Origin of the sequence: Chitinibacter bivalviorum, assembly GCF_013403565.1 — a bacterium.
GTDB lineage: Bacteria > Pseudomonadota > Gammaproteobacteria > Burkholderiales > Chitinibacteraceae > Chitinibacter > Chitinibacter bivalviorum.
On record NZ_CP058627.1, the window covers coordinates 2254028 to 2279400 of the forward strand.

A 25373-nucleotide genomic window follows, 5' to 3' on the forward strand; every position below is an offset into this window, starting at 1 on the left:
GATTGCAGACTCTTGCTAAACCCTAACACAGCTTGCGGCTTTGCCAATTAGTAAAGTCCGCTATTTTTCTAGCTTGCGCCAGAGGCGCGCGAGCTCGCACGTTACATTATGTAATTGAGAAACAGAATCAACACCGACAAAAATTAACATCTAGTCATTTATTATCAAGTACTTAGCATTTGCAACGCGATTTAATCGCACAAAATAGTGTCACATATTGCAGCGTGATAATTTACTTGCACCGTAACGCAGAGTACGGCAACGACATGGCCAGACATCCATCGAGCTGGTCTTCACTGAGGATATTCGAGCATGCAAGCATTTAAATTATCAGCGCGCGGCGCAGTTTTAGCCGCTTTACTTGTCGCAGGCGCAGCCCAAGCGGGCACTGTAACGATTGAATCTTGGCGCGTTGACGATAAAACGCTGTGGGAAGAAGTCTTGATCCCTGCGTTCCAAAAGAAAAACCCCGGCATTCAGGTTAAATTCGCGCCAACGGCACCGACAGAATACGATTCATCACTGACCGCGCGTTTAACTGGCGGCACTGCGGGTGATCTGATTACTTGCCGCCCATTTGATAAATCACTCGATTTATTCAAAAAAGGCCAGCTCGAAAAACTCGACGGCAAAGCGGGCATGGAAAACTTCCCTGCTTCTGCCAAAGTAGCTTGGCAAACCGATGATGGCAAAGACACTTACTGTATGCCAATGGCTTCGGTGATCCACGGTTTCTTCTACAACAAAAAGATTTTCAAAGATTTGAACCTGAAAGAGCCAAAAACTCAGGCTGAATTCTTTGCGGTATTGGAAGCATTGAAAAAAGGCGGCAAAACGCCAATCGCCTTGGGCACTGCTGATCAATGGGAATCGAATCAGATCGTTTTCACCAATATCGGCCCTAACTACTGGAAAGGCGAAGAAGGCCGCAAAGCTTTGATCGCGGGTAAAGCCAAATTTACCGATCCACAATTTGTAGCGGCTTGGGATCAAATAAGCAAATGGACGCCTTATTTGAGCAAAGGCGCGTCAGCACAAACTTATGCTGATAGCCAAAACTTGTTCGCGATGGGCAAAGCCGGTATCTACCCAGCGGGCTCGTGGGATATCGCTTACTTTAACCAGCAAGGTTTGGATTTCGGCGCATTCCCACCACCCGTGGCCAAAGCGGGTGACAAATGCCAGATTTCGGATCACACCGACATCGGTATGGGCGTAAATCCAAAAGCGAAAAACAAAGCGGACGCGTATAAATTCCTGACTTGGTTGGGCTCACAAGAGTTTGCTGACCTCTACACCAACAAAGTGACCGGCTTCTTCTCACTCTCGAATCACCTGATCAGCGTAAAAGACCCAGTGGCCAAGCAAATGATCGACTGGCGCAAAACCTGCGGTTCAACAATTCGCCTGAATGCGCAAATCATGAACCGTGGCGAGCCAGCGATGGAAAACGAGTTGTGGAATGTGAGCTCGCAGGTCTTGAACGGCAAAATGGCACCCAAAGACGCAGCAGCACAAATCCAGACTGGTTTTGCTAAATGGTACAAACCGCAGCAAAAATAAGACTCTGATTTAGTTCGCTACATCAGGTCTTACATGGGTATTGCTTTGCAGATCATAAATCTGAATAAACACAAGGCAATACCCATTCTATTTCCTCCTCTCGCAATCGACTGTTGTGAGCTTCGGTTGGCGGGGCGGCCCGCTTTCGCCAACCTTTTTTACACTTATCGCTGACGGCTTGCCGTCGGCCGATGCCTGAAATCCAGAGCTTGCCCACCCGCAAGTGGTTGGCGTGCGCGCCAAGCACTGGATTTGTTTTACTTGGGAGCGCCTGCGATGAAACGCATGCCTTGGCATATCGCCGTCTTCTTAGCCCCTGCGGTGCTAATTTACTCTGTGTTTAGCGCGATGCCGCTACTCGACACCTTGCGACTTGGTTTTTTCACCACCAATGATGCAGGCCATTACTCGTTTGTCGGGCTGGCGAACTACAGCACCATCCTGACCGATCCGGCTTGGTCGGCTTCGTTCTGGAATGCAATGTGGAATAACTGCAAGTTTTTCGTGATCCATTTGCTGATTCAAAACCCGATTGGGCTGCTGCTGGCCACCTTGCTGTCGCTGAAAAATCTCAAAGGGGCGCGTCACTATCGCACGATGATTTTCCTGCCGACGCTGCTATCTGTGGTGATCATCGGCTTTATCTGGCAATTGATTCTGTCGCCGCTGTGGGGCGTGTCGGAAGGCCTGATGGGAAAAATCGGCTTGGCAGATTATTTCGCACCGTGGCTAGGGCAAGAAAGTAGCGCGCTGATTACGCTGGCGCTGATTTCGGTGTGGCAGTTTGTCGGTATCCCGATGATGCTGATTTACGCCGCCCTGCTGGCCGTGCCCGAAGACATCGTTGAAGCGGCGCACGTGGAAGGCGCATCGGCGTGGCGTATTTTCTGGGAAATCAAACTGCCGCTGATTTTGCCTACTTTGGGCTTAGTCACGATTCTGACCTTCGTCGGCAACTTCAATGCCTTCGATTTGATTTACTCGGTCAAAGGCGCGATCGCGGGGCCAAACTACAGCACCGATATTCTGGGCACGCTGTTTTACCGCACTTTCTTTGGCTACCAAAGCCAGATCGGCAGCCCAACCATGGGCGCGGCGGTCGCAACGCTGATGTTCCTCGTCATCCTCGCCGGGGTCGGTACGTATTTCTATTTTGTTCAGCGCAAGCTAACGCGTTACGAGCTTTAAGGAGCGCGCCATGAGAAAACATCAAAAACATAAAATCACCAAACCACTTTCAGCCGCGGGCGTGCACTTGATGCTCGGCGGCTACACGCTGATTGCGTTGTTTCCGATTATTCTGATTTTGATTAACGCGCTGAAAAGCCGCTCAGGGATTTTTGACGACCCGCTGGCGCTACCGAATGCCGAAACCTTCTTTCTGGGCGGCTTCGAAAAGGTCATCGCCAAATCGCATTTTCTGACTTATTTCGGCAATAGCCTCACCGTGACACTGGTGTCACTGGCGCTGATTTTGCTGTTTGGCGCGATGGCGGCTTGGGCGTTGGCCGAGTACAAATTCCGTGGCAATCGCCTGCTGGCGCTGTATATGGCGATCGGCATTATGGTGCCGATTCGCCTCGGCACGGTGTCGATTCTGGAGCTCGTCGTTAAACTTGACCTGATCAACACGCTGACCGCGCTGGTGCTCGTTTACACCGCGCAAGGCTTGCCGCTGGCGATCATGATTTTGAGCGAATTTATTGCGCAGATTCCGAAAGAGCTCAAAGAAGCGGCGCGCTGCGATGGCGTTGGCGAATTTAAGATTTTCTTCCAAATCATCTTGCCGCTGATTCGCCCCGCAGTGGCCACCGTCGCGGTGTTTACGATGATTCCGGTTTGGAATGATCTGTGGTTCCCGCTGATCTTGGCGCCATCGGAAGAAACGCAAACCGTCACATTGGGCGTGCAGCAATTTATCGGTCAATACGTCACCGACTGGAATTCAGTTCTCGCCAGCCTAAGTCTGGCGGTGATTCCGGTGCTGATCATGTACACGATTTTCTCGCGGCAATTGATTCGAGGGCTGACTTCGGGCGCGGTGAAATAAAAATGGGCTTAATCCATTTTATCGCGAAGCACGCTGTTGGGGCTGGGGCTTAAACCCCGTGTTGCGAAAACCGCGGCGAGGAGGGAGACAAACAGTTTCATCGTTTGGCTCACGACGAAGCAAGGGCAGCGCGGAGCGCTTTTCGCCCGGGTCGCCTTCTCTTGCTTACTTCTCTTGGCTACGCAAGAGAAGTAAGTCCCCGTCGCGGATTGCGACTGTAAAACAGCGTGCCGAAGGCACTGAACAGACAAATATGACATGCAGGCAATACCAATATGGGTATTGCCCTCAAGAACAAATAGAAATTGACCTATCTGGCTATACCCAGAAGGACGCAAAAGGAGTACGCACATGGCAACGGTAAAACTCAATAACCTTTCCAAATCCTACGACGGCAAAGCCAAGGTTTTGGATGGCATCAATCTCGATATCAAACACGGCGAATTCGTGGTGCTGGTTGGCCCATCGGGCTGCGGCAAATCGACGCTCTTGCGCATGTTGTGCGGCTTGGAGTCGATCACCGGCGGCGAGCTGTCTATTGGCGATGCGGTCGTAAATGACTTGCCACCAGCCGAGCGCGGCATTGCGATGGTGTTCCAAAGCTATGCGCTGTACCCGCATATGAGCGTGTATAAAAACATGGCTTTTGGCCTGAAAATCGCTGGTGAAGACAAAGCGCAAATTGATGTTCGCATCAAAAACGCCGCCAAAATTCTGAAAATCGACCATCTGCTCGAACGCCTGCCGCGCGAATTGTCGGGTGGCCAGCGTCAGCGGGTGGCGATTGGCCGTGCGATTGTGCGTGAACCGAAGTTATTCCTGTTTGACGAGCCATTGTCCAATCTGGATGCCGCTTTACGCGTACAGACGCGCCTTGAAATCGCCAAACTGCACCGCGATCTGAATGCGACGATGGTCTACGTGACGCACGATCAAGTCGAAGCGATGACTTTGGGCGACAAGATCGTCGTGATGCACGACGGGCATATCCAGCAAGCAGGCACACCGCTGGAGCTTTACCAGCAGCCCGCCAATTTATTCGTCGCGACCTTTATCGGCTCGCCAAAAATGAATTTGCTCAAAGGCCGCGTCAGCGCAATCGATGCCGAAGGCGTGCATATTGTGCTCAAAGGTGGGCAGGAAATCCGCGCGACCGTCGACAGCGGCAGCGTCCAAGTGAATGACGATGTCACCGTCGGCATCCGCGCCGAGCATTTGCTCGAAGGTCACGGCGGCAGCGAAAAGTTTAGCGGCAAGGTTAATCTGGTTGAACATCTGGGCGAGGCCAACTACCTGTATCTAACCTTGGCCGATGGCAGCGATATTGTCGTGCGCGGCGATGGCGAACGCGATGTGCCGCTTGGCAGCAGCATTGAAATTAGCGCCACCAGCCAAGCCTTTCACGTCTTTGATCAGAACGGACAAGCACTGCGCCGCCTGAAACCCGGCAATATGAAAAGCGCCAAACACGCGCAAACGAGCAACGCCGCGTAATTGAGCAAGGGCGGACGTAATACGCCCTTTTTATCTGGGGAAAATGTGCCAAGCTGTAAATATCTGCTTGGCACATTTAAAACATGGACTACGCCCCTATTCCCGCTGCAATGGCATCTGTACTCGCTCAGATCGAAGCGATTCGTCATGAGCAGCCGACCCAAGCGCGCACCCTGTGTGAAGAGCTCATTGTCAGTGCCCGTGAGCTACGCGAGCCCTTGGCCCAAATCATCGCGACCGAAATTTACGGCCAACTCATGGATCATGAGGGGCGCATTCTCGAAGCGCGCGATCTGCTGTTTGAAGCCACCCAGCAGGCGATGTCTTTTCATGATACCAGCCACGAAGCACGATTGCTCGAAACCATTGCCCGTAGCTATTACAGTTGCGGCGACTATCGCCCCGCCCTGCAATACTGGGCGCGCTGCGTCGAACTCACCGAAAACGCCAATACCGAAGCCAAAACCTGGATGCTGGCCAAAGTCGGCTTGGGGCAAATTTATGATGCCCTAGGCGATCCACAATCAGCCGTCACCCTGCACCAAGCCGCCGCTGAGCGGATTAACGAAGATTACGACGCCTATCTGGATGCCAAAATTCTGATCAATCTGGGGGTGAATTTAATCAAATGCTTGCGCGCTGCAGACGCACGCGAAGTGCTCACCAAAGCACTCAATATCTGCCTTGAGCATCATTACAATGATTACGCAGCGGAAGCGCTACTGCGGCTAGCCGAAATCAATTTAAATCAGCAAGCCGCTCAAGCTGCACTCGCCCAACTCGAACAAGCCCTAGAGTTGGCCCGCGTAGTGCGTTATCGCTGGGGCGAGGCCAATATTTTAGGGGCTATGGCTGACGCCCACGCTCAAAATGGCGAATGGCAAAAAGCGCTCGATTTGGCGCATATTGGGCAAGATATTGCGCAGGAAAATGGCTTTTTGCATATATTGGCACGCCTTTACCTTGCCGCCGCCCGCTATGCCGAATCCGTCTACAACGCGCCGCTGGCCTTGGCCGAGCTGAAAGCGGGCTATGAATGCCAACAAAAAATACTCTCTAACGCGGCGCCAGAGCAAAAACAAGAGCTTGAGCAAAAAACCGGGCTGCGCCCGAGCCAGCATAAATTACTCATTGATTTATCCAACCAGCCTGAAATAGAACGCGGCAGACTCGACGATGCGCTCAATGCGATAACCCGCGAAGGTAGCCTGATTATTAGTTGTTCACGAGTGAGTTTTTGGCAACTCGATGAAAGCAAGCAAAAGCTGAGCTGCTTAAAGCTATTTGACACTGCGAGTGGTGAATATATCGCCGCCCCACCGCCCTTGAGCAGCCAAAATTATCCGGGCTTTTTCAATTGGCTACAGCAGGCCAACCCGCTGATTGCGCATGATGCAGTTCATCATTTCCAAGCGTGGGAGCTGAGTGAAGACTATCTCAAACCCAATAAAATTGTTTCTTTTATGGCTTTTCCGATCCGCTCCAGCGGCTTTATCAATGGCGTGCTGATGTTTGATCAACAATTTGCGCAACGCAACTGGACGCCAGATGATGTGCAACATGGCAGCCAAATTGGCGATATTACGACTCGCGCCATCGCCAATAATGAGCGCAGGGCATTTCAGCATGAAATCCATATGCTCAATGCCAAGCTACAGGAAAACAATGACGATCTTGAAGAGCGCGTCGAACATCGCACTCGTGAATTAGCACGGCGTAATCAGGAATTGCAGGTCGCGATGGAAAAGCTCGTCCAATCAGAAAAACTAGCGGCCTTGGGCAGCTTGGTGGCAGGCATCGCCCACGAGCTCAACACCCCATTGGGGGCTGCATTAACGTCGGCCTCCGTGCTATCGGGCAATAGCCAAGATTTACAAAATAAACTCGAAGCCAATAGCCTGAAAAAAACCGAGTTGCTGGATTTTATTCAAATTGCGATGTCGGCCAGCGGCTTAATCGAACGCAATTTGCATCGCGCCAGCGATTTGGTGGGCCACTTTAAACAAGTCGCGGTCGATACCGCTAGCTCGCGGCGGCGTGAATTTGATTTGGCAGAGACAATCAACGAAGTCGTGGTGATGTTGCAGCCCCAATTGAAAGTAACGCAACACCGCGTTGAACACCAGATACCGCCCAAGATATTGCTCGACAGCTATCCGGGGCCACTGGAGCAAGTGCTGAGCAATCTAATCCTCAATAGTCTGCTACATGCTTTTGAGCATATTGAAGCGGGGCGCATGCAGCTGCGCTACGAGGCGATCGATGAGCGAATGATTCGGATTATTTATGAGGACAATGGGGCGGGCATGAGCGCCGAAGTGCAAAAACATGTTTTCGACCCATTTTTTACCACCAAATTAGGCAAAGGTGGCAGCGGGCTAGGCTTGTATATTGTGTATAACCTCGTCAACGGCGTATTGGGAGGCGATTTAAAACTGGAAAGCGTTCCCAATCAATACACCCGCTTTATTATTACCATCCCCAAAATTGCACCGATCAATGAAATGACTATGCTCTAGGGCGTGCTGACATTGGCGTGCTGACATTTATTTGTACTGAAAACGGACCGGCACTTCAACTTCGCTCTCGATACCCACTTTACCGCGCCGGGCAGGCTCGAAGGTCCATGACTCCAGAATTGTCGTGCAGGCGGCACGATCAAGCGCAGCAAAACCAGTGCTTTTGCTCATCTGGGCTTTCAGCGGTTTGCCTTGCGCGCTCACTTTCACCAGCACAATCCCGCTCCCCGCTTCGCCACGTTGCCGTGAAATCAGTGGCATCTCGATTTCAGGATTATGCAAATACGCAGCGCGAAAATTCGCACTCTGCACCGCCTCTTCATCGCCCGCCGCCTGAGTTTTGGCGCTAGATGGTGTGCTTGGCGACGATGCTTTACTCGAAATGCTGTTGAGCGGAGCTGGCTGGGGCTGAGCTAAAGACAAAATAGGTTCGGCATCGACTTGTTTATGCGCCAGCACAGGCGTGGCCTGCTTTAGATTCGGGGCTAATTTCTGATCGGCGAGTTTCGGTGCGGGAGGCATTTTTGGCTTGGCCTGCGCTGGCATGACTTTTTTGGCTGGATCTTGCGTGCGCGGATTCGCCGCCAGATGAACTGGCGCATTGGCCGTGGGCGGCGCGAGCACGACCGACAAATCTAGCGCAGGCGTCGCATTCCCCGAGCTTAAGCCGGAGCCAAACCATACCGCCATCACGTGCAGTACGATCGACAAAGCCAAAATACCCAGCCAACGCAACTTGCTATTCATTGCTCAATCCAGCACCTCAATTTTTACAATCAAATTCAATTTCAGTCGTCCGCCTTACAGCAGAGTTTTTACAGCCTGCTACAGTGAATTAATTCATTACGGGCTGAAACCATGACCTACACCATGTTAATCGTCGATGATAGCCGCGTATCGCGCCTGATGATTCGCACCCTTGTCGCAACACAACGCCCGCACTGGCACTTTCTCGAAGCCAGCAATACCCAAGAAGCCATTGACCATGCAATCCGTGAATCGATTCAACTCGCCGCAATGGATCTCAACACCAGCAGCATCGATGGTTTTGAAGCCGCCCGTCAACTGCATGCCCTGCAAGACGACACTAAAATTGTCTTACTCACGGCCAATGTTGAGCAAAGTGTCCGCGAACGAGCACAGCATGCGCAATTGCATTTCATCGGCAAACCTGTGACCGAACAAACCGTGGCCGATATGCTTGCGATTGCCGAAGGCTAGTCTTGCTGCATTTTACCCCGCTCCAACAAGATGCGATCGGCGAAATGCTCAACATCAACGTCGCTCAAGCAGGCGCAAGCATGAGCCAGATGTGAATGAGGGAGTGCGGCTGTCAGCCCCCGCCCTTCAGTTTTACGCCTTTGATCTCGTTTGCACACTGCAAACCCGGTGCAATGTCATGCGCCGACTCTATGATGTGATTGCCCTTTACGCACTAGCCGACTGCAAAGATACGGGCTAACGCTGTTCTTTGCCAAACAAAATGGCCGCAATCAAATCCGCGACAGCCTGAACCCAAGCAAACCGGGCATGAAGTAGCGCTAGCTCTCACGCCCGATTCAACGCCCCAACGCTTTATGGACGCAGCACTTTACGCCGCCGCAGCAAACACAAACCCATCACCGCCAGCACCACATTCAAGGCCGCAAAGCTGGCGAGGATCACATCGCGACTGGTTTTACCCAACCCGTCCAGCCAGTGCCATTTGTGTAAATTGGCAAAGAGATAGCCTTCAAAGCGATCTGCATTTTCCACTCGGCTTGAAAATGCCCCCGTTGCAGCCTCGACATACCAGCTCGATTGCGCCGCATTGGCCAGATCAACTCGGTACACCGGCAAGCGTTTTTGGAAAAAACCATATTCGCCGCCAAACGTCGTGATCAGCGTCACCGACTTCACCGCCTCCGCCGTCAGCGCCAAGCCCGCCGTGGCACCTACCAATTGCACCGCGTGTTTTTCGGCCACGCCCGGCTGCGCGATACCGTGCTCATTGACATACTCGGGCAGCGCAGACTTTGGCGTTGCGGCATGATGTTGATGCCCACCCGAGGTATTCGTCGTAGCATCTTTCCTAGCCTTATCTACTAGCCAATACCCAACACCATCAACATTAACCGCAGTGAGTGAACGCCACTGCCCTCCGATATGATGCAAAGCGGGCAACTCGGCCAAGGGCGCTGGCGCCGCGACCTGAGGTACCGGCCTTTGTAGCCACAGATGGGTCAAACCCGATGCGGTAATCACGATGCCAGCCACGCCAACGGTCACCCCCAATCCGCGATGCAGACGACGCAGCTTGGCTTGGCTCGCTTTCAAAGTTTGCTTGCGCCAGCGGATGACATACATCGCCAAGCCGCCGCCCATACTCAGCAAAGCGACGCCGAGCAGGGCCGTGATCCCAAACAATTTGACCGGCTCGCTCGCCCAGCTCCAGGTATGTAAGCTGGAAAACAGCGGCATCAAGGTGCGCTTGGTACGATCAGATAAGCTCGCCAAGCGCGCGCCTTCGGTGTCGACAAACGCCACCATGCCGTCATCCCGCGCAAATTCAACACGCCAAACGGGCAGGATTTTATTGATCGACGGATAACTGCGGCTAAATGCCGTAACCAGCTCCATCCTGCGCAGCGCACTATGCTGATCACCAACTAAAGCGCGCGCCAATCGCTCGGCCTCCAGCTGATCAGCCAGTGGCAAAGCAGCGCCCGTACGAGCATCAAACCAACGCCCTTGCGCTTCACCAACCAGCCCAATCCGCCACGCCGGCACGTTACCCAACATCCGCAAGCGGACTGATTGCAACTTGGCCTGCGGTAACGCCAATGTGTCAACGGGTACGGGCATGAGTCCGACGGGCAGCGCTGCCGGCGCAGGGAGTGGCTGCACCGCAGGCGTCAGCGCGGACATAATCGGATGCAATACGCCGGTGAGCCCCCAAAAAAGCACCGCAACCCCCGCCACCCACGCCAGCTTTTGATGCCAACGATTGAGCCAGCCCAGTACTGCGTTTGCATTGCGTTGAACAGGGCGCGATGCGGCAATGCTGAGATCTTCGCGCTTCATTTGGCTGCTCCTTTGCCATCAAAGGCATAGCTCATACCGAACACAAACGTACGCGGCGCGCCGACGCTGTAGCTATCTTGCGTATTGCCATTGTGCAAGCCTTGCCCCTTATAGCTCGACGAAGCGATTTCGGCATAATGCGAATTCGCCAAATTGAGCACCTGAGCCCATAAAGTCCAGGCTTTGTATTGATACTCCCCTCGCAGATTAAATAGGGTATAGCCCTCATATTGAACAGTATTAGGGCTATCCATCCAATACGGCCCTAGGTATGCTGTTTCTAATGCAATCCTCGCCCCCTGAATCGGCTGATAAGCGATTTCCAGCGTACCCTGCCAATTGGGCGCGGCGGGAATATCTTTACCGGCGTAATTTTCCAGCGGTGATGGCTGATATTGCACATAAGAGTGGCGGGCATATTGACCGGCTAGGCGCACACTCCAAGCAGTCGTTGCCTGCCAATTTGCGCCTAATTCCACACCTTCATGCAAAGTCTTACCTGCGTTACGCGGGAAAGACTTGCCCGGCTCGATGCTGTAATTGACCAATTCATCCTGACCATTCAGCCGATACACCGCCGCATTCAGATTCAAATCTTGATTTGGCTGCCAGCGCGTTCCGAATTCAAACTGATCAAATGTGGCCGATTTCAAATCAGGTACGACCGCGCTGCTATAGAGCGTACTGATATCAGGTGGCGTAAAACCCTGGCTATAGCCGCCATACATAAATAACTCAGGGCTAGCTTGCCAGGTCAGATTGATTTTCGGCGAGGAACTCGCAAAGGTTTGCGTTTGTGACGGCGCACCGGTAATCAAAGATGGCTTCAAGTAATTGGTGTAGTCATATTTGACGCCGTCATAACGCAGCCCTGCGCTCAAACCCAAACCATGATCAAATTGGTAACTTGCATCCGCATACAGTGCCTGATTACTCAAATCAACATGGTAATCGCGGCGTACTGCGCCCGTTTTGTACGACAGATATTTGCCCGTTTTGGGGTCACGCTTGATCAAGAGCGCCGTTTCACCCTGATCATTTGGGCTCTCTTCCAGCAAACCACCGACAAGCAATTTAAAATTGCCCCATTGTTGGCGATGAAATGCGCTCAATCCCAAAGAGGTAAAGCTGTTTTCTGTCGTTCGCCCCGCAGCGCTATCTGGGCCGAGATTGAATATCAGATAACTCGGTAATTGGTTTGTGCTGTTATTTCGGTAATACACAGTCGCGCTAGTAAAACCACCGCGATTGAATTGCCCCTCTATCCCCGTACTGGCGCGCAAGGCCTCGACATCGCGATAGGTAAAGGTCTGATACGAAAAGCCGGGCCGGGTATTGAAATCAGTTTCATTGAGCGTACCGGGCATATCGGTATTGAGTTTGGAATACGTCAGCGTCGTTTTCCACAAGGCTGAATCAGAAAGCCAATGGTCAAGCCGTGCGGTCAGGCTGACTTTGTCCATTTCATTGTAGTCTTGCCAGCTCGCACCGCGATCCGCGTAATAGCCTGCAATACGTAAGCCCGTATCACCCCATGAATCTGATGCAGCAAGGTCTACACGTCGATACCCTTGATCACTCGCTTGGATTGACGTCGAGAAATACGGATTCGAACTCGGTGCGGCCGTTGTGAAATTCACCGCCCCGCCCACGGCATTACTGCCATACAAGCTCGAAGCCGGCCCTCGCACTACTTCAATGCCATTGTTACCCGCTAAATTAATTTCATACAGCGCATTGTGATTAAAAATACCTACCGGACGAATCGGGATACCATCTTCTAAATATTGATACACCGCCGAATACGACATCGGCTGTCGGATCGACATATTGTGCTGTTCATTGCCCAGGTTCGTCATATGAACGCCTGGAATCTGATCTAACACTTGGCCAATAAAGGTTGGCCTGAGCTGATCAATCTGCTGCTCATTGACCTTGCCAATAGAGATGGGCGCTTGATTAAGCGGAGTCTCTTCTCGTGTCGCGGTGACAACGACCTCTTCAAGGCGAGTCACTTCGTTGGCGTACACGGGGGATGAAATTGCGGCGAGCACCGCGCAGACGAGCGGGCGCAACGTCCAATCTTGTATTGAATCCATTTTCTTTCCTTGACTACCCAGCAGGCGCAGCAACGCGCGCCATATCTCGGGCATAAACACGGCTCACCAAAGCAATCGTGGCGAGCAATCTAGCGCGGCATTACACCGCTGTAGCAATCAAGAAAATAAAGGCGGCCCGCGCGGTGGCGGTGGAATGGCATACGAAAGCGGAGAAAAGTATTCCTGCCACTGTGGCATCAAGACATGGCTCAGCAATGCCGCAATTGGCAAAGCGATCAGTGCAGGTGGCGGAGCGATGGCCTGTAAACCCGCCACTGCACACAAGGAACACTTGACGATGATTTTGGCGTCACTACCGTCTTGCGCACCGGCTGGGGAAGCCTGCAATGGCGCCTTGCCTTTCCCACACCAAGCCAGTGATACACCCGCATCCATCGCAGCCACATGCACAAATGGCAGCAATAGCTGTGCGAGCATCGCCAGCAAAGCTAGCCACACGGCAAATTTAGGCAAGGGGAAAGAAAAGGAGCGTAACAAACAAAAGGCACCGAGGAAAATTGGCGCCGATTATAACTGAAAAATCCCAAATGTCATGATAGACACAGACTAGGTATATCCCTAAGAACCTTATAGGTTGTGAGCTAAATCGCAATACATGAATATTATTTCTGCGCGCATAGCGCAAAGCAAAAAGCCCAGCTCGATTGAGCTGGGCTTTCTTTAGGGGAGTCTGGCAATGACCTACTTTCACACGGGCTATCCGCACTATCATCGGCGCTGAGGCGTTTCACTGTCCTGTTCGGGATGGGAAGGAGTGGGACCACCTCGCTATGGTCACCAGACAAAACTGGGTGAGTCACTGTTCTTTCAAACAATCACTCGAAATAGAAGAAGTCTTAACAATCAGTTGACTCGCTACACTCATCAACTGATCTCATATCTCTTAACTTGTATTGGGTCGATTATACCATCAGCCGCTTAACGCGTCTCAGGTTATAGGATCAAGCCTCACGGGCAATTAGTATCGGTTAGCTTAACGCATTACTGCGCTTCCACACCCGACCTATCAACGTCCTGGTCTCGAACGATCCTTTAGAGGTCTTAAAGACCTAGGGAAGTCTCATCTTGAGGCTAGTTTCGCGCTTAGATGCTTTCAGCGCTTATCTATTCCCGACTTAGCTACCCGGCAATGCCACTGGCGTGACAACCGGTACACCAGAGGTCAGTCCACTCCGGTCCTCTCGTACTAGGAGCAGCCCCCCTCAAACTTCCAACGCCCACTGCAGATAGGGACCAAACTGTCTCACGACGTTTTGAACCCAGCTCACGTACCACTTTAAATGGCGAACAGCCATACCCTTGGGACCGGCTACAGCCCCAGGATGTGATGAGCCGACATCGAGGTGCCAAACTCCGCCGTCGATGTGAACTCTTGGGCGGAATCAGCCTGTTATCCCCGGAGTACCTTTTATCCGTTGAGCGATGGCCCTTCCATTCAGAACCACCGGATCACTATGTCCTGCTTTCGCACCTGCTCGACTTGTCGGTCTCGCAGTTAAGCCGCCTTTTGCCATTACACTATCAGTACGATGTCCGACCGTACCTAGGCGACCTTCGAGCTCCTCCGTTACAATTTGGGAGGAGACCGCCCCAGTCAAACTGCCTACCATGCACGGTCCCCGATCCGGATAACGGACCAAGGTTAGAACCTCAAAGGGGTCAGGGTGGTATTTCAAGGACGGCTCCACTGAAACTAGCGTTCCAGCTTCAAAGCCTCCCACCTATCCTACACAAACCACTTCAAAGTCCAATGCAAAGCTACAGTAAAGGTTCACGGGGTCTTTCCGTCTAGCAGCGGGGAGATTGCATCTTCACAAACACTTCAACTTCGCTGAGTCTCGGGAGGAGACAGTAGGGCCATCGTTACGCCATTCGTGCGGGTCGGAACTTACCCGACAAGGAATTTCGCTACCTTAGGACCGTTATAGTTACGGCCGCCGTTTACTGGGACTTCAATCAAGAGCTTGCACCCCATCATTTAATCTTCCAGCACCGGGCAGGCGTCACACCGTATACATCCACTTTCGTGTTAGCACAGTGCTGTGTTTTTGATAAACAGTCGCAGCCCTCATTTCTCTGCGGCCTCATTGGGCTCCGGTTGTACACCTTCACCTACTAGAGGCACACCTTCTCCCGAAGTTACGGTGTCAATTTGCCGAGTTCCTTCTCCCGAGTTCTCTCAAGCACCTTAGAATACTCTTCCTACCCACCTGTGTCGGTTTGCGGTACGGTTCAATATAAGCTGAAGCTTAGTGGCTTTTCTTGGAAGCAGGGTATCGCTCACTTCGTCTACAAGTAGACTCGTCATCACGCCTCAGTGTTAAAGCAGCCCGGATTTGCCTAAGCCACACACCTACACGCTTAAACCAACTCTTCCAACCGTTGGCTGAGGTAACCTTCTCCGTCCCCACATCGCACTTATACCAAGTACAGGAATATTAACCTGTTTCCCATCGACTACGCATTTCTGCCTCGCCTTAGGGGCCGACTCACCCTGCGCCGATGAACGTTGCGCAGGAAACCTTGGGTTTTCGGTGAGGGGGCTTTTCACCCCCTTTATCGCTACTCATGTCAGCATTCGCACTTCTGATACCTCCAGCATCCTTCTCAAGACACCTTCACAGGCTTACAGAACGCTCCTCTACCATATGTACATCGTACATATCCGCGTCTTCGGTTATCAATTTGAGCCCCGTTACATCTTCCGCGCAGGACGACTCGACCAGTGAGCTATTACGCTTTCTTTAAATGATGGCTGCTTCTAAGCCAACATCCTGGCTGTCTATGCCTTCCCACCTCGTTTTCCACTTAATTGATCATTTGGGACCTTAGACGGCGGTCTGGGTTGTTTCCCTCTTGTCCCAGGACGTTAGCACCCCAGGACTGTCTCCCATGCTCGCACTTGACGGTATTCAGAGTTTGCCATGGTTTGGTAAGTCGCGATGACCCCCTAGCCATAACAGTGCTTTACCCCCGTCAGTGATACATGAGGCACTACCTAAATAGTTTTCGAGGAGAACCAGCTATTTCCAAGTTTGTTTAGCCTTTCACCCCTATCCACAGCTCATCCCCTAACTTTGCAACGTTAGTGGGTTCGGACCTCCAGTGCGTGTTACCGCACCTTCATCCTGGCCATGGATAGATCACTTGGTTTCGGGTCTACGCCCAGCAACTATGCGCCCTATTCGGACTCGGTTTCCCTACGCCTCCCCTATTTGGTTAAGCTTGCTACTGAACGTAAGTCGCTGACCCATTATACAAAAGGTACGCAGTCACGGAACAAGTCCGCTCCCACTGTTTGTATGCATCCGGTTTCAGGTTCTATTTCACTCCCCTCCCGGGGTTCTTTTCGCCTTTCCCTCACGGTACTGGTTCACTATCGGTCGATGATGAGTATTTAGCCTTGGAGGATGGTCCCCCCATCTTCAAACAGGATTTCTCGTGTCCCGCCCTACTTGTCGTACGCTTAGTACCACAATTGTGTTTTCATATACGGGGCTATCACCCACTATGGCCGGACTTTCCATTCCGTTCTATTAACACGACTGCTATCACGTACAGGCTCTTCCCATTTCGCTCGCCACTACTTTGGGAATCTCGGTTGATTTCTTTTCCTGCGGTTACTTAGATGTTTCAGTTCACCGCGTTCGCTTCACATGACCTATGTATTCAGTCAAGGATGACCCAAAAGGGCCGGGTTTCCCCATTCGGAAATCGTGGGATCAAAGCACTTTGCCAGCTCCCCCACGCTTATCGCAGGCTATCACGTCCTTCGTCGCCTATCATCGCCAAGGCATCCACCAGATGCACTTATTCGCTTGATCCTATAACCTCAAACACGTTTTACCGTACTCTTGGTCAGAGTTTCGTATTTACGACTTGTTGAATAGTTTCTCACGCTATTCAACGGCTGACTTTTACATCAGCAGATACAATCAACCCAATTTATTACTGTAAAAACAAGTCACCCTGTTTTCACATTGTTTAATTAGGAGATATTACTTCTTCTATTTTGTTAAAGAACGATACAGATGTCTTTCGACATTCCGATTTAAGAAACCAGAACAAAATCAACAACCCGAACCCAAACTACCGATCCGTCTATTGACTGAATTCTAAATTCTTGACAGTGACTTTTTTGCTGCGCCACTGCTTTCACAGTGCTCGCCGCAAGGCGTGGTGGAGGATGACGGGATCGAACCGACGACCCCCTGCTTGCAAAGCAGGTGCTCTCCCAACTGAGCTAATCCCCCAATCTGGCATTACTAAGCTGTTTCCACTTACAGGTAAGTGGTGGGTCAAGCTGGAATCGAACCAGCGACCCCCGCCTTATCAAGACGGTGCTCTAACCGACTGAGCTACTGACCCAGCTTTTGTCTTCACTAGATCAACCCTAACTTCGAGATTACCTTAGATAATCTACGCCGCCAGAGCGACTGACCCAGCTTCCAACCAAGTCCGTAACCCTGAGATCAATTGCTTCATCTCGCAGTTACTTTCTCTGTATCTTCAAATTCTACAGCCGATGAGTGTGAGTACTTGACCCGCAGGTCTTTCTCTTGAAAGGAGGTGATCCAGCCGCAGGTTCCCCTACGGCTACCTTGTTACGACTTCACCCCAGTCATGAATCCCACCGTGGTAAGCGGCCTCCTTGCGGTTAGCCTACCTACTTCTGGTGAAACCCACTCCCATGGTGTGACGGGCGGTGTGTACAAGGCCCGGGAACGTATTCACCGCGACATGCTGATCCGCGATTACTAGCGATTCCGACTTCATGCACTCGAGTTGCAGAGTGCAATCCGGACTACGATCGGTTTTGTGAGATTGGCACCCCCTCGCGGGTTAGCGACCCTCTGTACCGACCATTGTATGACGTGTGAAGCCCTGGTCATAAGGGCCATGAGGACTTGACGTCATCCCCACCTTCCTCCGGTTTGTCACCGGCAGTCCCATTAAAGTGCTCAACTGAATGGTAGCAACTAATGGCAAGGGTTGCGCTCGTTGCGGGACTTAACCCAACATCTCACGACACGAGCTGACGACAGCCATGCAGCACCTGTGTTACGGTTCCCGAAGGCACTCCTCTATCTCTAAAGGATTCCGTACATGTCAAGACCAGGTAAGGTTTTTCGCGTTGCATCGAATTAATCCACATCATCCACCGCTTGTGCGGGCCCCCGTCAATTCCTTTGAGTTTTAGTCTTGCGACCGTACTCCCCAGGCGGTCAACTTCACGCGTTAGCTGCGTTACTAAGCTCCGAAAAGCCCAACAACTAGTTGACATCGTTTAGGGCGTGGACTACCAGGGTATCTAATCCTGTTTGCTCCCCACGCTTTCGTGCATGAGTGTCAGTATCAGCCCAGGGGGTTGCCTTCGCCATCGGTGTTCCTCCACATCTCTACGCATTTCACTGCTACACGTGGAATTCCACCCCCCTCTGCCGTACTCTAGTTAGCCAGTTCACAATGCAATTCCCAAGTTGAGCTCGGGGATTTCACATCGTGCTTAACAAACCACCTGCGCACGCTTTACGCCCAGTAATTCCGATTAACGCTTGGACCCTACGTATTACCGCGGCTGCTGGCACGTAGTTAGCCGGTCCTTATTCTTCTGGTACTCTCATCCCCGGTGGGTATTAGCCACAAGGATTTGCTCCCAGACAAAAGCGCTTTACAACCCGAAGGCCTTCTTCACGCACGCGGCATTGCTGGATCAGGCTTGCGCCCATTGTCCAAGATTCCCCACTGCTGCCTCCCGTAGGAGTCTGGACCGTGTCTCAGTTCCAGTGTGGCGGATCGTCCTCTAAGACCCGCTACTGATCGTCGCCTTGGTGAGCCTTTACCTCACCAACTAGCTAATCAGCCATCGGCCGCTCCAATAACAAGAGGTCTTGCGATCCCCCTCTTTCCCCCGTAGGGCGTATGCGGTATTAGCTATCCTTTCGGATAGTTATCCCCCATTACTGGGTACGTTCCGATGTATTACTCACCCGTTCGCCACTCGCCACCAGACCGAAGTCCGTGCTGCCGTTCGACTTGCATGTGTAAAGCATGCCGCCAGCGTTCAATCTGAGCCAGGATCAAACTCTTTCGTTTAATCGCTATGCTATTTTTACTACTTGGCTTGTACTTCAATACTCAAAAGAACATCCGAGTTTGAACCGAAGTTCAGACTACAAATATTACTTTTTCAATTGAGTGCAAGCACTTGTTTCGACTTACGAATCAAGCACTCACACTCATCGGCTGTATATTGTTAAAGATCGTTGCTGGGATCGCTTCGTTTCGTTGCGTCATCAGCAGAGAGGCCGAACTATACCCACCGACTCGAAACCCGTCAACACCCATCGATAAAGAAAAGCGAAGAAAGGCGCTAAGTGGTTGATCTGAATAGGAACGAGATTTGAAACATTTTTGCCGCAAACGCAAAAAGCACGTTCGCAGCACCAGCGAATTCAGCCGAAAAGAGTGAAAAAGAAGCAAAGGCGCAGTAGAAAAAGCACAAAAAACATGAAAACAGCGAAATCAACACCCCGAAAAGCACACAGCCCGCTGGCGCGGGCTGTGTTTTTACTTAATTACATTCAAACTGAGCTTAATTAGTCTTTAGCTGCCTTCTCTCGATTTCCACCAGCAATCATCTTGTACTCAAACAAACGACATTCGAGCGGGCCATTAAACAGGACCGTGCGCTTCGATGCTTTTAGCCGCATATGTTTGGGCATATCCAGATCAGCAGTGAGGAAGTAGGCATTCCAACCTGCGAAGCGTTGCTTTAATACAGTCGCCCATTGTGGATATAAGGTAGCCAAATGTTCTTTTTCATCCATCCGAGCGCCATATGGTGGATTGCACACCCAAACGCCCGACTCCGCAGGGGGTTTAGCATCGAGCACATTCAATTGTTTCAATTGAATCGCGCCCTCCAAACCTGCCGCCGCGATATTGGCTTTTGCATGAATCAATACCGTACTTGATACATCCGAGCCTGAAATCAGATTATTGCTACTCAGCTCTTTTGCCTTGGCTTCAGTGCGGACTGCTTGCCAGAAATTATCGTCAAACATCCGCATTTGTTGGAACGCGAACGAACGGCGAATGCCTGGTGCGATATTGCGCGCGATCATCGCCGCTTCAATCAAGAAAGTGCCCGAACCACACATTGGATCGTAAAAAGCCTGCTCTGGCGTCCAGCCGCTGAGCGACAAAATCCCTGCAGCCAGATTTTCACGCACTGGTGCATCGCCCGTTTCAACACGATAGCCGCGCTTAAACAGAGCCTCGCCCGAGGTGTCGAGATACAGCGTTGCCATTTTGTCGGATAAATACAGATGAATCCGCATATCCGGCTCTTTGGTGTCGACACTAGGGCGATTGCCGCACTTCAAGCGAAAACGATCGCAAACGCCGTCTTTCACCTTCAACGCAATGAAGTCAAGACTACGCAACGGTGAGCGCACCGCCGTTACCGTCACTTTAATCGTATTTTCAACTGCGAAAATATCAGCCCATTCGGTATCGCGCGCCATGCGGAAAATATCGTCTTCCGTGCGATATGGTTTTTCAACCAGCTTCCACAAAATACGGCTCGCTACGCGCGAATACAGATTCGCCTTATACATCACCGTCCACGGCCCTGCGAAGGCCACGCCACCGTCGGTGACTTTGACCTTCTTAGCGCCCTGCGCCAACAATTCTTGTTCCAGAATCGGCTCTAAGCCACGCGGACATGGGGCGAAAAATTCAAATATTTGGAGCACAGGCTTCTTCTTTTAAAATCTAAACGGTTTCGATCACTTTACCCGCATCAAGCTGCTTTTGCTCGGTACGGCGACGGGTTTGCATGATCAATGGCGCCCAAGTTTCGCCCGGACGTTTTTTACGTGTCGTCAGCGTCAGCTCGGAAGGCCCATAAACATTGGTGTTGTGCGTTAATGGCGTCGTAATTAAATATTGCGCCTGCGTCGCCTTCAGGAAAGCGCCAACACGATCAATATTGAAAATATCCAAATGGGCAAATGGCTCATCGATGAATACAAAGCCCGATGGATTGCTATCGTCCATCATCAAACCGATCAGCAAGATCAGCGACTTCATCACCTGCTGACCACCCGAAGCCTCGCCATCATTCAAGCCCATCATGCCTTTCTGGTCGAAATTGAAACGCGCAGTCAGACCGGCTTGGGCCAATACGACGTCATCGTTTTCCAGATGCGGCATATCGAGCTCAACGTCGATCCCCGCCAAATCGCCGAGGCCTTTGATATTGCGGCCATAAGCACGAACGGTAGCGCGCAGCTTATTGATGTAGGCGGCACGTGCTTCTTCGGTCAGCTGGCCAGTACGCTCGACTTCTTGGCGGTGACCTTGTGATTCGTCTTCCAGCGCTTCGTAATCAGCGACCAATTTATCGCGACGCTGGATGATGGTTTCGTCTTTCTCCCAATGGGCTTGCGTTAATTGCTCTTGCTGGCGCTCGATGATGTGACGCACTTCGGTGACGCTACGATATTCCTCTTTGAGTTGCACCAATACATTCGGCAACAACCACGCCGGCAATGCTTTGTCTTTCAGCACGCGTATCGCACCGAGTTGGCGGCTAATTTCATTGCGTTGACGCGTAATTTGCGCCTGCAACTCGTCCACCGCACGACGGAATTGATCGCGTTCGATTTCGATTTTTTGCGCAGCAAGGCGTAAATCGGCACGACTTTCGCGCGAACCTTCCAGCGAGGCTTGCGCAGCGGCCAATTCAGCGCCCAAACGTTGCACTTCGGCTTGCTCAGCCGGGAAGCGTTCGGCTGCAGCGACAAATTCAGCCTGACGCGAGGCCAGTTGCAGCACCGCCTGCATGCCCATCAACTGCACGGTAATCGATTGAATATCGCGCTGTACGCTGGCGAAATCGGTTTCCTGATCCAAAATCTGATCATTCAAGGCTTTCAAGCGCACCGCAATATCATTCAGACGCGAATGACGCGCAGCCTCACCAAAGGCATATTCACGGGTATCGACCCCAATGAAACGCGCACCGCGGCGTTCACGGTAATACCCCTCTTTGGTAATCCAGTCACTACTGATACGGCTGCCAGCTTCGACCGATTTCACGCGCTGAATACCATTAAGCTGACGACTCAACCATGCTGGTACCGGCGCTTTGAAATCGATGATTTCCAGAATCGAGCCCAAATTGGCGCGTGGCGCTGGCTCGCGTTCAGACACAATAAAGTGGCGATAACGCAAACGCTCGCCCACTTCCCAAGCACGTTGTTTATCCGCTTCACGTTGCAGCAAAATCAAATGACGCGACGGTGCGAGCAAAGCCTCGACCGCATCCTGCCACGCCGGATCTTTCACTTCGCAAATTTCGGTTAGCAGTTGATGCGGAATACCCGCCTCATCGAGCGCGGCGCGCATCTGGCGCACAAATTCTGGCGACGGCGCTTTACCGGCTTGTAGCGCAAATTGCGCCTCGGACAATTGCTGGCGCTCGTCGCGCGCATTTTTCAGCGCGAGTTTTTTCTCGGTTTCGAGTACTTTCAGATCAGCCAGTTTATCGTTCAGGCCAATCGCGTCAGCGCCGTGCTCGCGCTCGGCAAGTTCACGCAGCTTTTCGCCTTCGCGGATCACACGCTCAGTATCACGGGCGGCGTCGCGCACTTCCTGAAACTTGGCAAACATCGCATCGTAATCGGCTTTGCTTTGTTGCTCGCCATTGAGTGTTTGATTCGCCGCCAGTTGCGCCACCGCTAAACGCTTATCGAGCTGAATCAAATCACTGCGTTTATGCCAGAGATTACGACGGTTTTGCTTAAATTGGCCAATGTAATTGCGCAGCGTGTCTTGCGCCTCGGCCACTTGCAGCGCGGGAATCACTTCATTTTCGAGGCGAACCGTATCCGTGCCGAGCGAGCACCATTCCAAATAGGAGCTGGCGCGCAGGCGGAAACGCTCGACATCCAAACCCAATTGCGACAATTGCTGCTGCATTTTGTCGAGCTCGCCTTCGGCCTCGCGCAAACGCACTTTGGCTTCTTGGTAATGGTCGAGCACTTCCTTATCGCCAAAGACCTGAAACACCAGATCGAGCAATGCCTTGGGGGAGTATTCGCATAGCTTGTCGGTATCACCTTGCTCCAAGGCCAATACCTCGGCAATTGCTGGCGTCAAACCGGCTTGTTCAAGGCGACGACGATAATCGCCCACTCCGAGCCATTGCAAAGTCGTCTCAGTTTGACCATCGAGCTGCGCATCGCCTTCGGCAATCGCGTACTGACGCACCCAGTCACCACCCTGCTTTTTTATCCGGCAAAACAGCGTAACCGTCTCAGAGGCAAGCGGGAAAAATAGATATGGAAAAAAACCACCACCACTACGGCGTGGATTACTCACCACGGCGCGCAACCAAGCGATGTTTTCTTTGTTATTGCGCACATAGCGCTTGTAATCGCGACGACCCGAACATTTGAGCGCCAGCATCGTACGCAAAGCATCGAGCAAAGTCGTTTTACCAGAGCCATTTGGCCCCACTACGGTCACAATCTGCGCATCGAGCGGAACTGAAATCCGTTGCCAGAAATCCCAGTGCACCATTTCCAAAGTTTTAATCTGGAACATTAGTTCACCTCCGCATCAGCCGCGATTTTGGTATCGGTCAATTTCAAAATATCCGCCAGCGCACCATTGATAATGCGCGGCGCGAGCTTGGCATAATCAATCATCAAATCGAGCATTGGGCCTTCATAAATCATCCGATTGCGGCGTACGACAAAACCGAGCTTAGACAGCTGCCCCAGATTGGTCGTAAAACGCATTTTACCGCCGAGCACTTTGCCAAAATCAGCGTACAGTGCGTCTTCCGACACCCCCAAAGCCACACCTTCTCCGTGCTCGATGGGTTTTTCCGCACCAAACAAATCGCCCTGCTCTTCATTGCCCGCTTCAACACGCGCAATCTGGCGTTCGCGTTTAGGCAAAATAATCAGCGCCCACACGACGACCAACAAGGCGATACCATCGCGCGGCAAGCCCATATTGTTCGACAGCCAATTTTCGCCCTCGCCAAACACCCATTCTTCCATATGCGGCTGCAGCGCCACGGCAATGTGTTCGGCGTAGGGGTTTTCCAGCAGTTGCAAACCACATTCGGCCAAGCGATGCTCAAGCGACTCGCGAAATGCTTCGTCAATCAAGGCGCGGCGCGCGAGTGGGTCTTTGCGTAACACAAAACGTTGCGCCAGCAGACGCGCAACCAAAATATTCAGGGCTTGATCCATTTTCTATCAGCCTATTTTTTCAGTGGAGTAAGTCGGCCATGACTAATACTGGCGACTTCTGGATGATCGGGTTCAAACAATTCAGCACTTGCTTCAAGGCGTAGCGGGATTTTAACAATATCGGCGACGACACTTTTTTCCAGCGCGGCTTCAGCGTCGCCCAACAAGGAGAGCAAAGAGAGGCGATACGCAGTTTCGTTATACGTCGGCGCAATCACCGCTTCAGGCAGATCACCGCCAAGGCCATTGGCCACCAAGCGATTCAAATCGTCGAATAAAGACTCCGCCAGCATCAGACGCTCGGCTTCAACTTCGCCGACGACTTGCGCGGCAGCGCCAGCGGGCATCTCGCTGACAATATTGATCGGGCGCTCGCGCTCACAAATCTCATATTCAGCCACGTCGAGCAAAATATCTGACACGACAAAATGCGGCTCGGGATGGAACAAGATCAAGTCGCGACCAAGGCCGGCCAATTTTTCCTGCGTTTGCTGACGTAACCAATCGGCGACATTGGTCGTCGACAAGCCTGATTGCCCCAAATGCACGCGCTGCGAAGCCAGCTCGGAAAGCCGACGATGGAACACCGACGTTAGCCGCAACATACGCGCTTGTGCCAAAGCGATTGACTGCGCAATTTGATACACGCGCTGATCGGTCCCTTCATCGGTCAAGACGGTACGAATCACATCCGTGCCTTTTTCGACCCATTGCCACACTTTTTCGAGCTTTTCACGTGCGGCACGGATTTGGAATTCAGATTGCGATTCCAGTGCGGCTTCAAAATCCGCGTACAGCTCGTTCAAGCGCGCCAGCAAATTGAGCATCACTTCATTGGAAACCTGGCCCAGCGATTGGCCCGCAGCGACCTGCGAAGTCAGATAACCGAGCTCAGCATCGCCCTCAGCAAACTGCATCATCGTGCCCATTGCCGCCAAGGCAACACGACCCGCCTCAGACATGGCATACAGCTGCTCGTCGCTATCCCAGACTAGCAAGCCGTTATCACGCAAGCGTTTCAATACCGTGTCGAGTTTCACCTGATTGATGTAGGCGAAATGCGATTGCAAATCGGCTGGCGCCCAGCGCGGCGCGTCGGCGCGCGCGCCAATTTCACGTAATACGATCAGACGCACAAAAACCTCGTCCTCACCGCCGCGAAACAAGGTGATAAACGCATCAATATAAGTACGCGCACGCAGCAATTGTGCCATTTGTGGCAATTCGTGCGGCACAAAACCGGGCTGAAAAAAATCGGAGAATAAGTTTTCGTCTTGCATGGAGATGA

Annotated in this window: 14 protein-coding genes, 2 tRNA genes and 3 rRNA genes; 6 read left to right on the forward strand and 13 right to left on the reverse strand. The window is 52.0% G+C overall.

What is annotated here, in order from left to right; all coding sequences use genetic code 11:
- The first annotated feature begins 312 nt into the window (after positions 1-312).
- From HQ393_RS10620 to HQ393_RS10640, 5 genes are all read left to right on the forward strand, one after another.
- Entirely contained in the window at positions 313-1563 is a 1251-nt protein-coding gene (locus HQ393_RS10620) for an ABC transporter substrate-binding protein (protein ID WP_179355166.1), read from the forward strand.
- 276 nt (positions 1564-1839) lie between these two features.
- Entirely contained in the window at positions 1840-2751 is a 912-nt protein-coding gene (locus HQ393_RS10625) for a carbohydrate ABC transporter permease (protein WP_179355167.1), read from the forward strand.
- Positions 2752-2761: 10 nt separating this feature from the next.
- Complete coding sequence (locus HQ393_RS10630) at positions 2762-3613, forward strand: carbohydrate ABC transporter permease (RefSeq protein ID WP_179355168.1); 852 nt, start codon at positions 2762-2764, stop codon at positions 3611-3613.
- A gap of 351 nt (positions 3614-3964) precedes the next feature.
- Positions 3965-5107 (forward strand): ABC transporter ATP-binding protein, encoded by a 1143-nt coding sequence (locus HQ393_RS10635; protein ID WP_179355169.1) that lies wholly within the window; start codon positions 3965-3967, stop codon positions 5105-5107.
- An 83-nt stretch (positions 5108-5190) separates the two neighbouring features.
- The gene (locus HQ393_RS10640) at positions 5191-7626 is read left to right on the forward strand and encodes a sensor histidine kinase (protein WP_179355170.1); all 2436 of its coding nucleotides are present in this window, start codon (positions 5191-5193) and stop codon (positions 7624-7626) included.
- A gap of 27 nt (positions 7627-7653) precedes the next feature.
- Here HQ393_RS10640 and HQ393_RS10645 read toward each other — a convergent pair whose 3' ends face one another.
- Positions 7654-8373, reverse strand: a complete 720-nt coding sequence (locus tag HQ393_RS10645) for an energy transducer TonB (RefSeq protein WP_179355171.1) — start codon at positions 8371-8373, stop codon at positions 7654-7656.
- 111 nt (positions 8374-8484) lie between these two features.
- Between HQ393_RS10645 and HQ393_RS10650 the strand changes: the two genes are divergently transcribed.
- Positions 8485-8847 (forward strand): response regulator, encoded by a 363-nt coding sequence (locus HQ393_RS10650; RefSeq protein ID WP_179355172.1) that lies wholly within the window; start codon positions 8485-8487, stop codon positions 8845-8847.
- A gap of 354 nt (positions 8848-9201) precedes the next feature.
- On the opposite strand, the gene HQ393_RS10655 is transcribed toward HQ393_RS10650, so the two are convergent.
- From HQ393_RS10655 to HQ393_RS10710, 12 genes are all read right to left on the reverse strand, one after another.
- Positions 9202-10689 (reverse strand): hypothetical protein, encoded by a 1488-nt coding sequence (locus HQ393_RS10655; RefSeq protein WP_179355173.1) that lies wholly within the window; start codon positions 10687-10689, stop codon positions 9202-9204.
- On the reverse strand, positions 10686-12788 hold the full coding sequence (locus HQ393_RS10660) for a TonB-dependent receptor (RefSeq protein ID WP_179355174.1): 2103 nt from the start codon (positions 12786-12788) through the stop codon (positions 10686-10688). Before HQ393_RS10660 ends, HQ393_RS10655 begins: the two co-directional genes overlap by 4 nt.
- 117 nt (positions 12789-12905) lie before the next feature.
- Positions 12906-13286: a DUF2946 family protein gene (locus HQ393_RS10665; RefSeq protein ID WP_179355175.1), complete on the reverse strand. Its 381-nt coding sequence runs from the start codon at positions 13284-13286 to the stop codon at positions 12906-12908.
- A 191-nt stretch (positions 13287-13477) separates the two neighbouring features.
- A 5S ribosomal RNA gene (gene rrf / locus HQ393_RS10670) occupies positions 13478-13591 on the reverse strand.
- A gap of 155 nt (positions 13592-13746) precedes the next feature.
- A 23S ribosomal RNA gene (locus tag HQ393_RS10675) occupies positions 13747-16633 on the reverse strand.
- Between the two features lie 353 nt (positions 16634-16986).
- Positions 16987-17062 (reverse strand) — tRNA-Ala (locus HQ393_RS10680).
- A gap of 38 nt (positions 17063-17100) precedes the next feature.
- Positions 17101-17177, reverse strand: a tRNA-Ile gene (locus HQ393_RS10685).
- A 194-nt stretch (positions 17178-17371) separates the two neighbouring features.
- Positions 17372-18905: ribosomal RNA gene (locus tag HQ393_RS10690) — 16S ribosomal RNA — on the reverse strand.
- The 16S, 23S and 5S rRNA genes sit together here with 2 tRNA genes alongside, the layout of an rRNA operon.
- Before the next feature lie 503 nt (positions 18906-19408).
- Positions 19409-20569, reverse strand: coding sequence for a THUMP domain-containing class I SAM-dependent RNA methyltransferase (locus tag HQ393_RS10695; protein WP_179355176.1), 1161 nt, complete (start codon positions 20567-20569; stop codon positions 19409-19411).
- A gap of 19 nt (positions 20570-20588) precedes the next feature.
- Positions 20589-23426, reverse strand: coding sequence for an ATP-binding protein (locus tag HQ393_RS10700; protein WP_179355177.1), 2838 nt, complete (start codon positions 23424-23426; stop codon positions 20589-20591).
- Complete coding sequence (locus HQ393_RS10705) at positions 23426-24085, reverse strand: hypothetical protein (protein ID WP_179355178.1); 660 nt, start codon at positions 24083-24085, stop codon at positions 23426-23428. Before HQ393_RS10705 ends, HQ393_RS10700 begins: the two co-directional genes overlap by 1 nt.
- Positions 24086-24096: 11 nt before the next feature.
- Complete coding sequence (locus tag HQ393_RS10710) at positions 24097-25365, reverse strand: hypothetical protein (protein ID WP_179355179.1); 1269 nt, start codon at positions 25363-25365, stop codon at positions 24097-24099.
- Between the last annotated feature and the right edge of the window lie 8 nt (positions 25366-25373).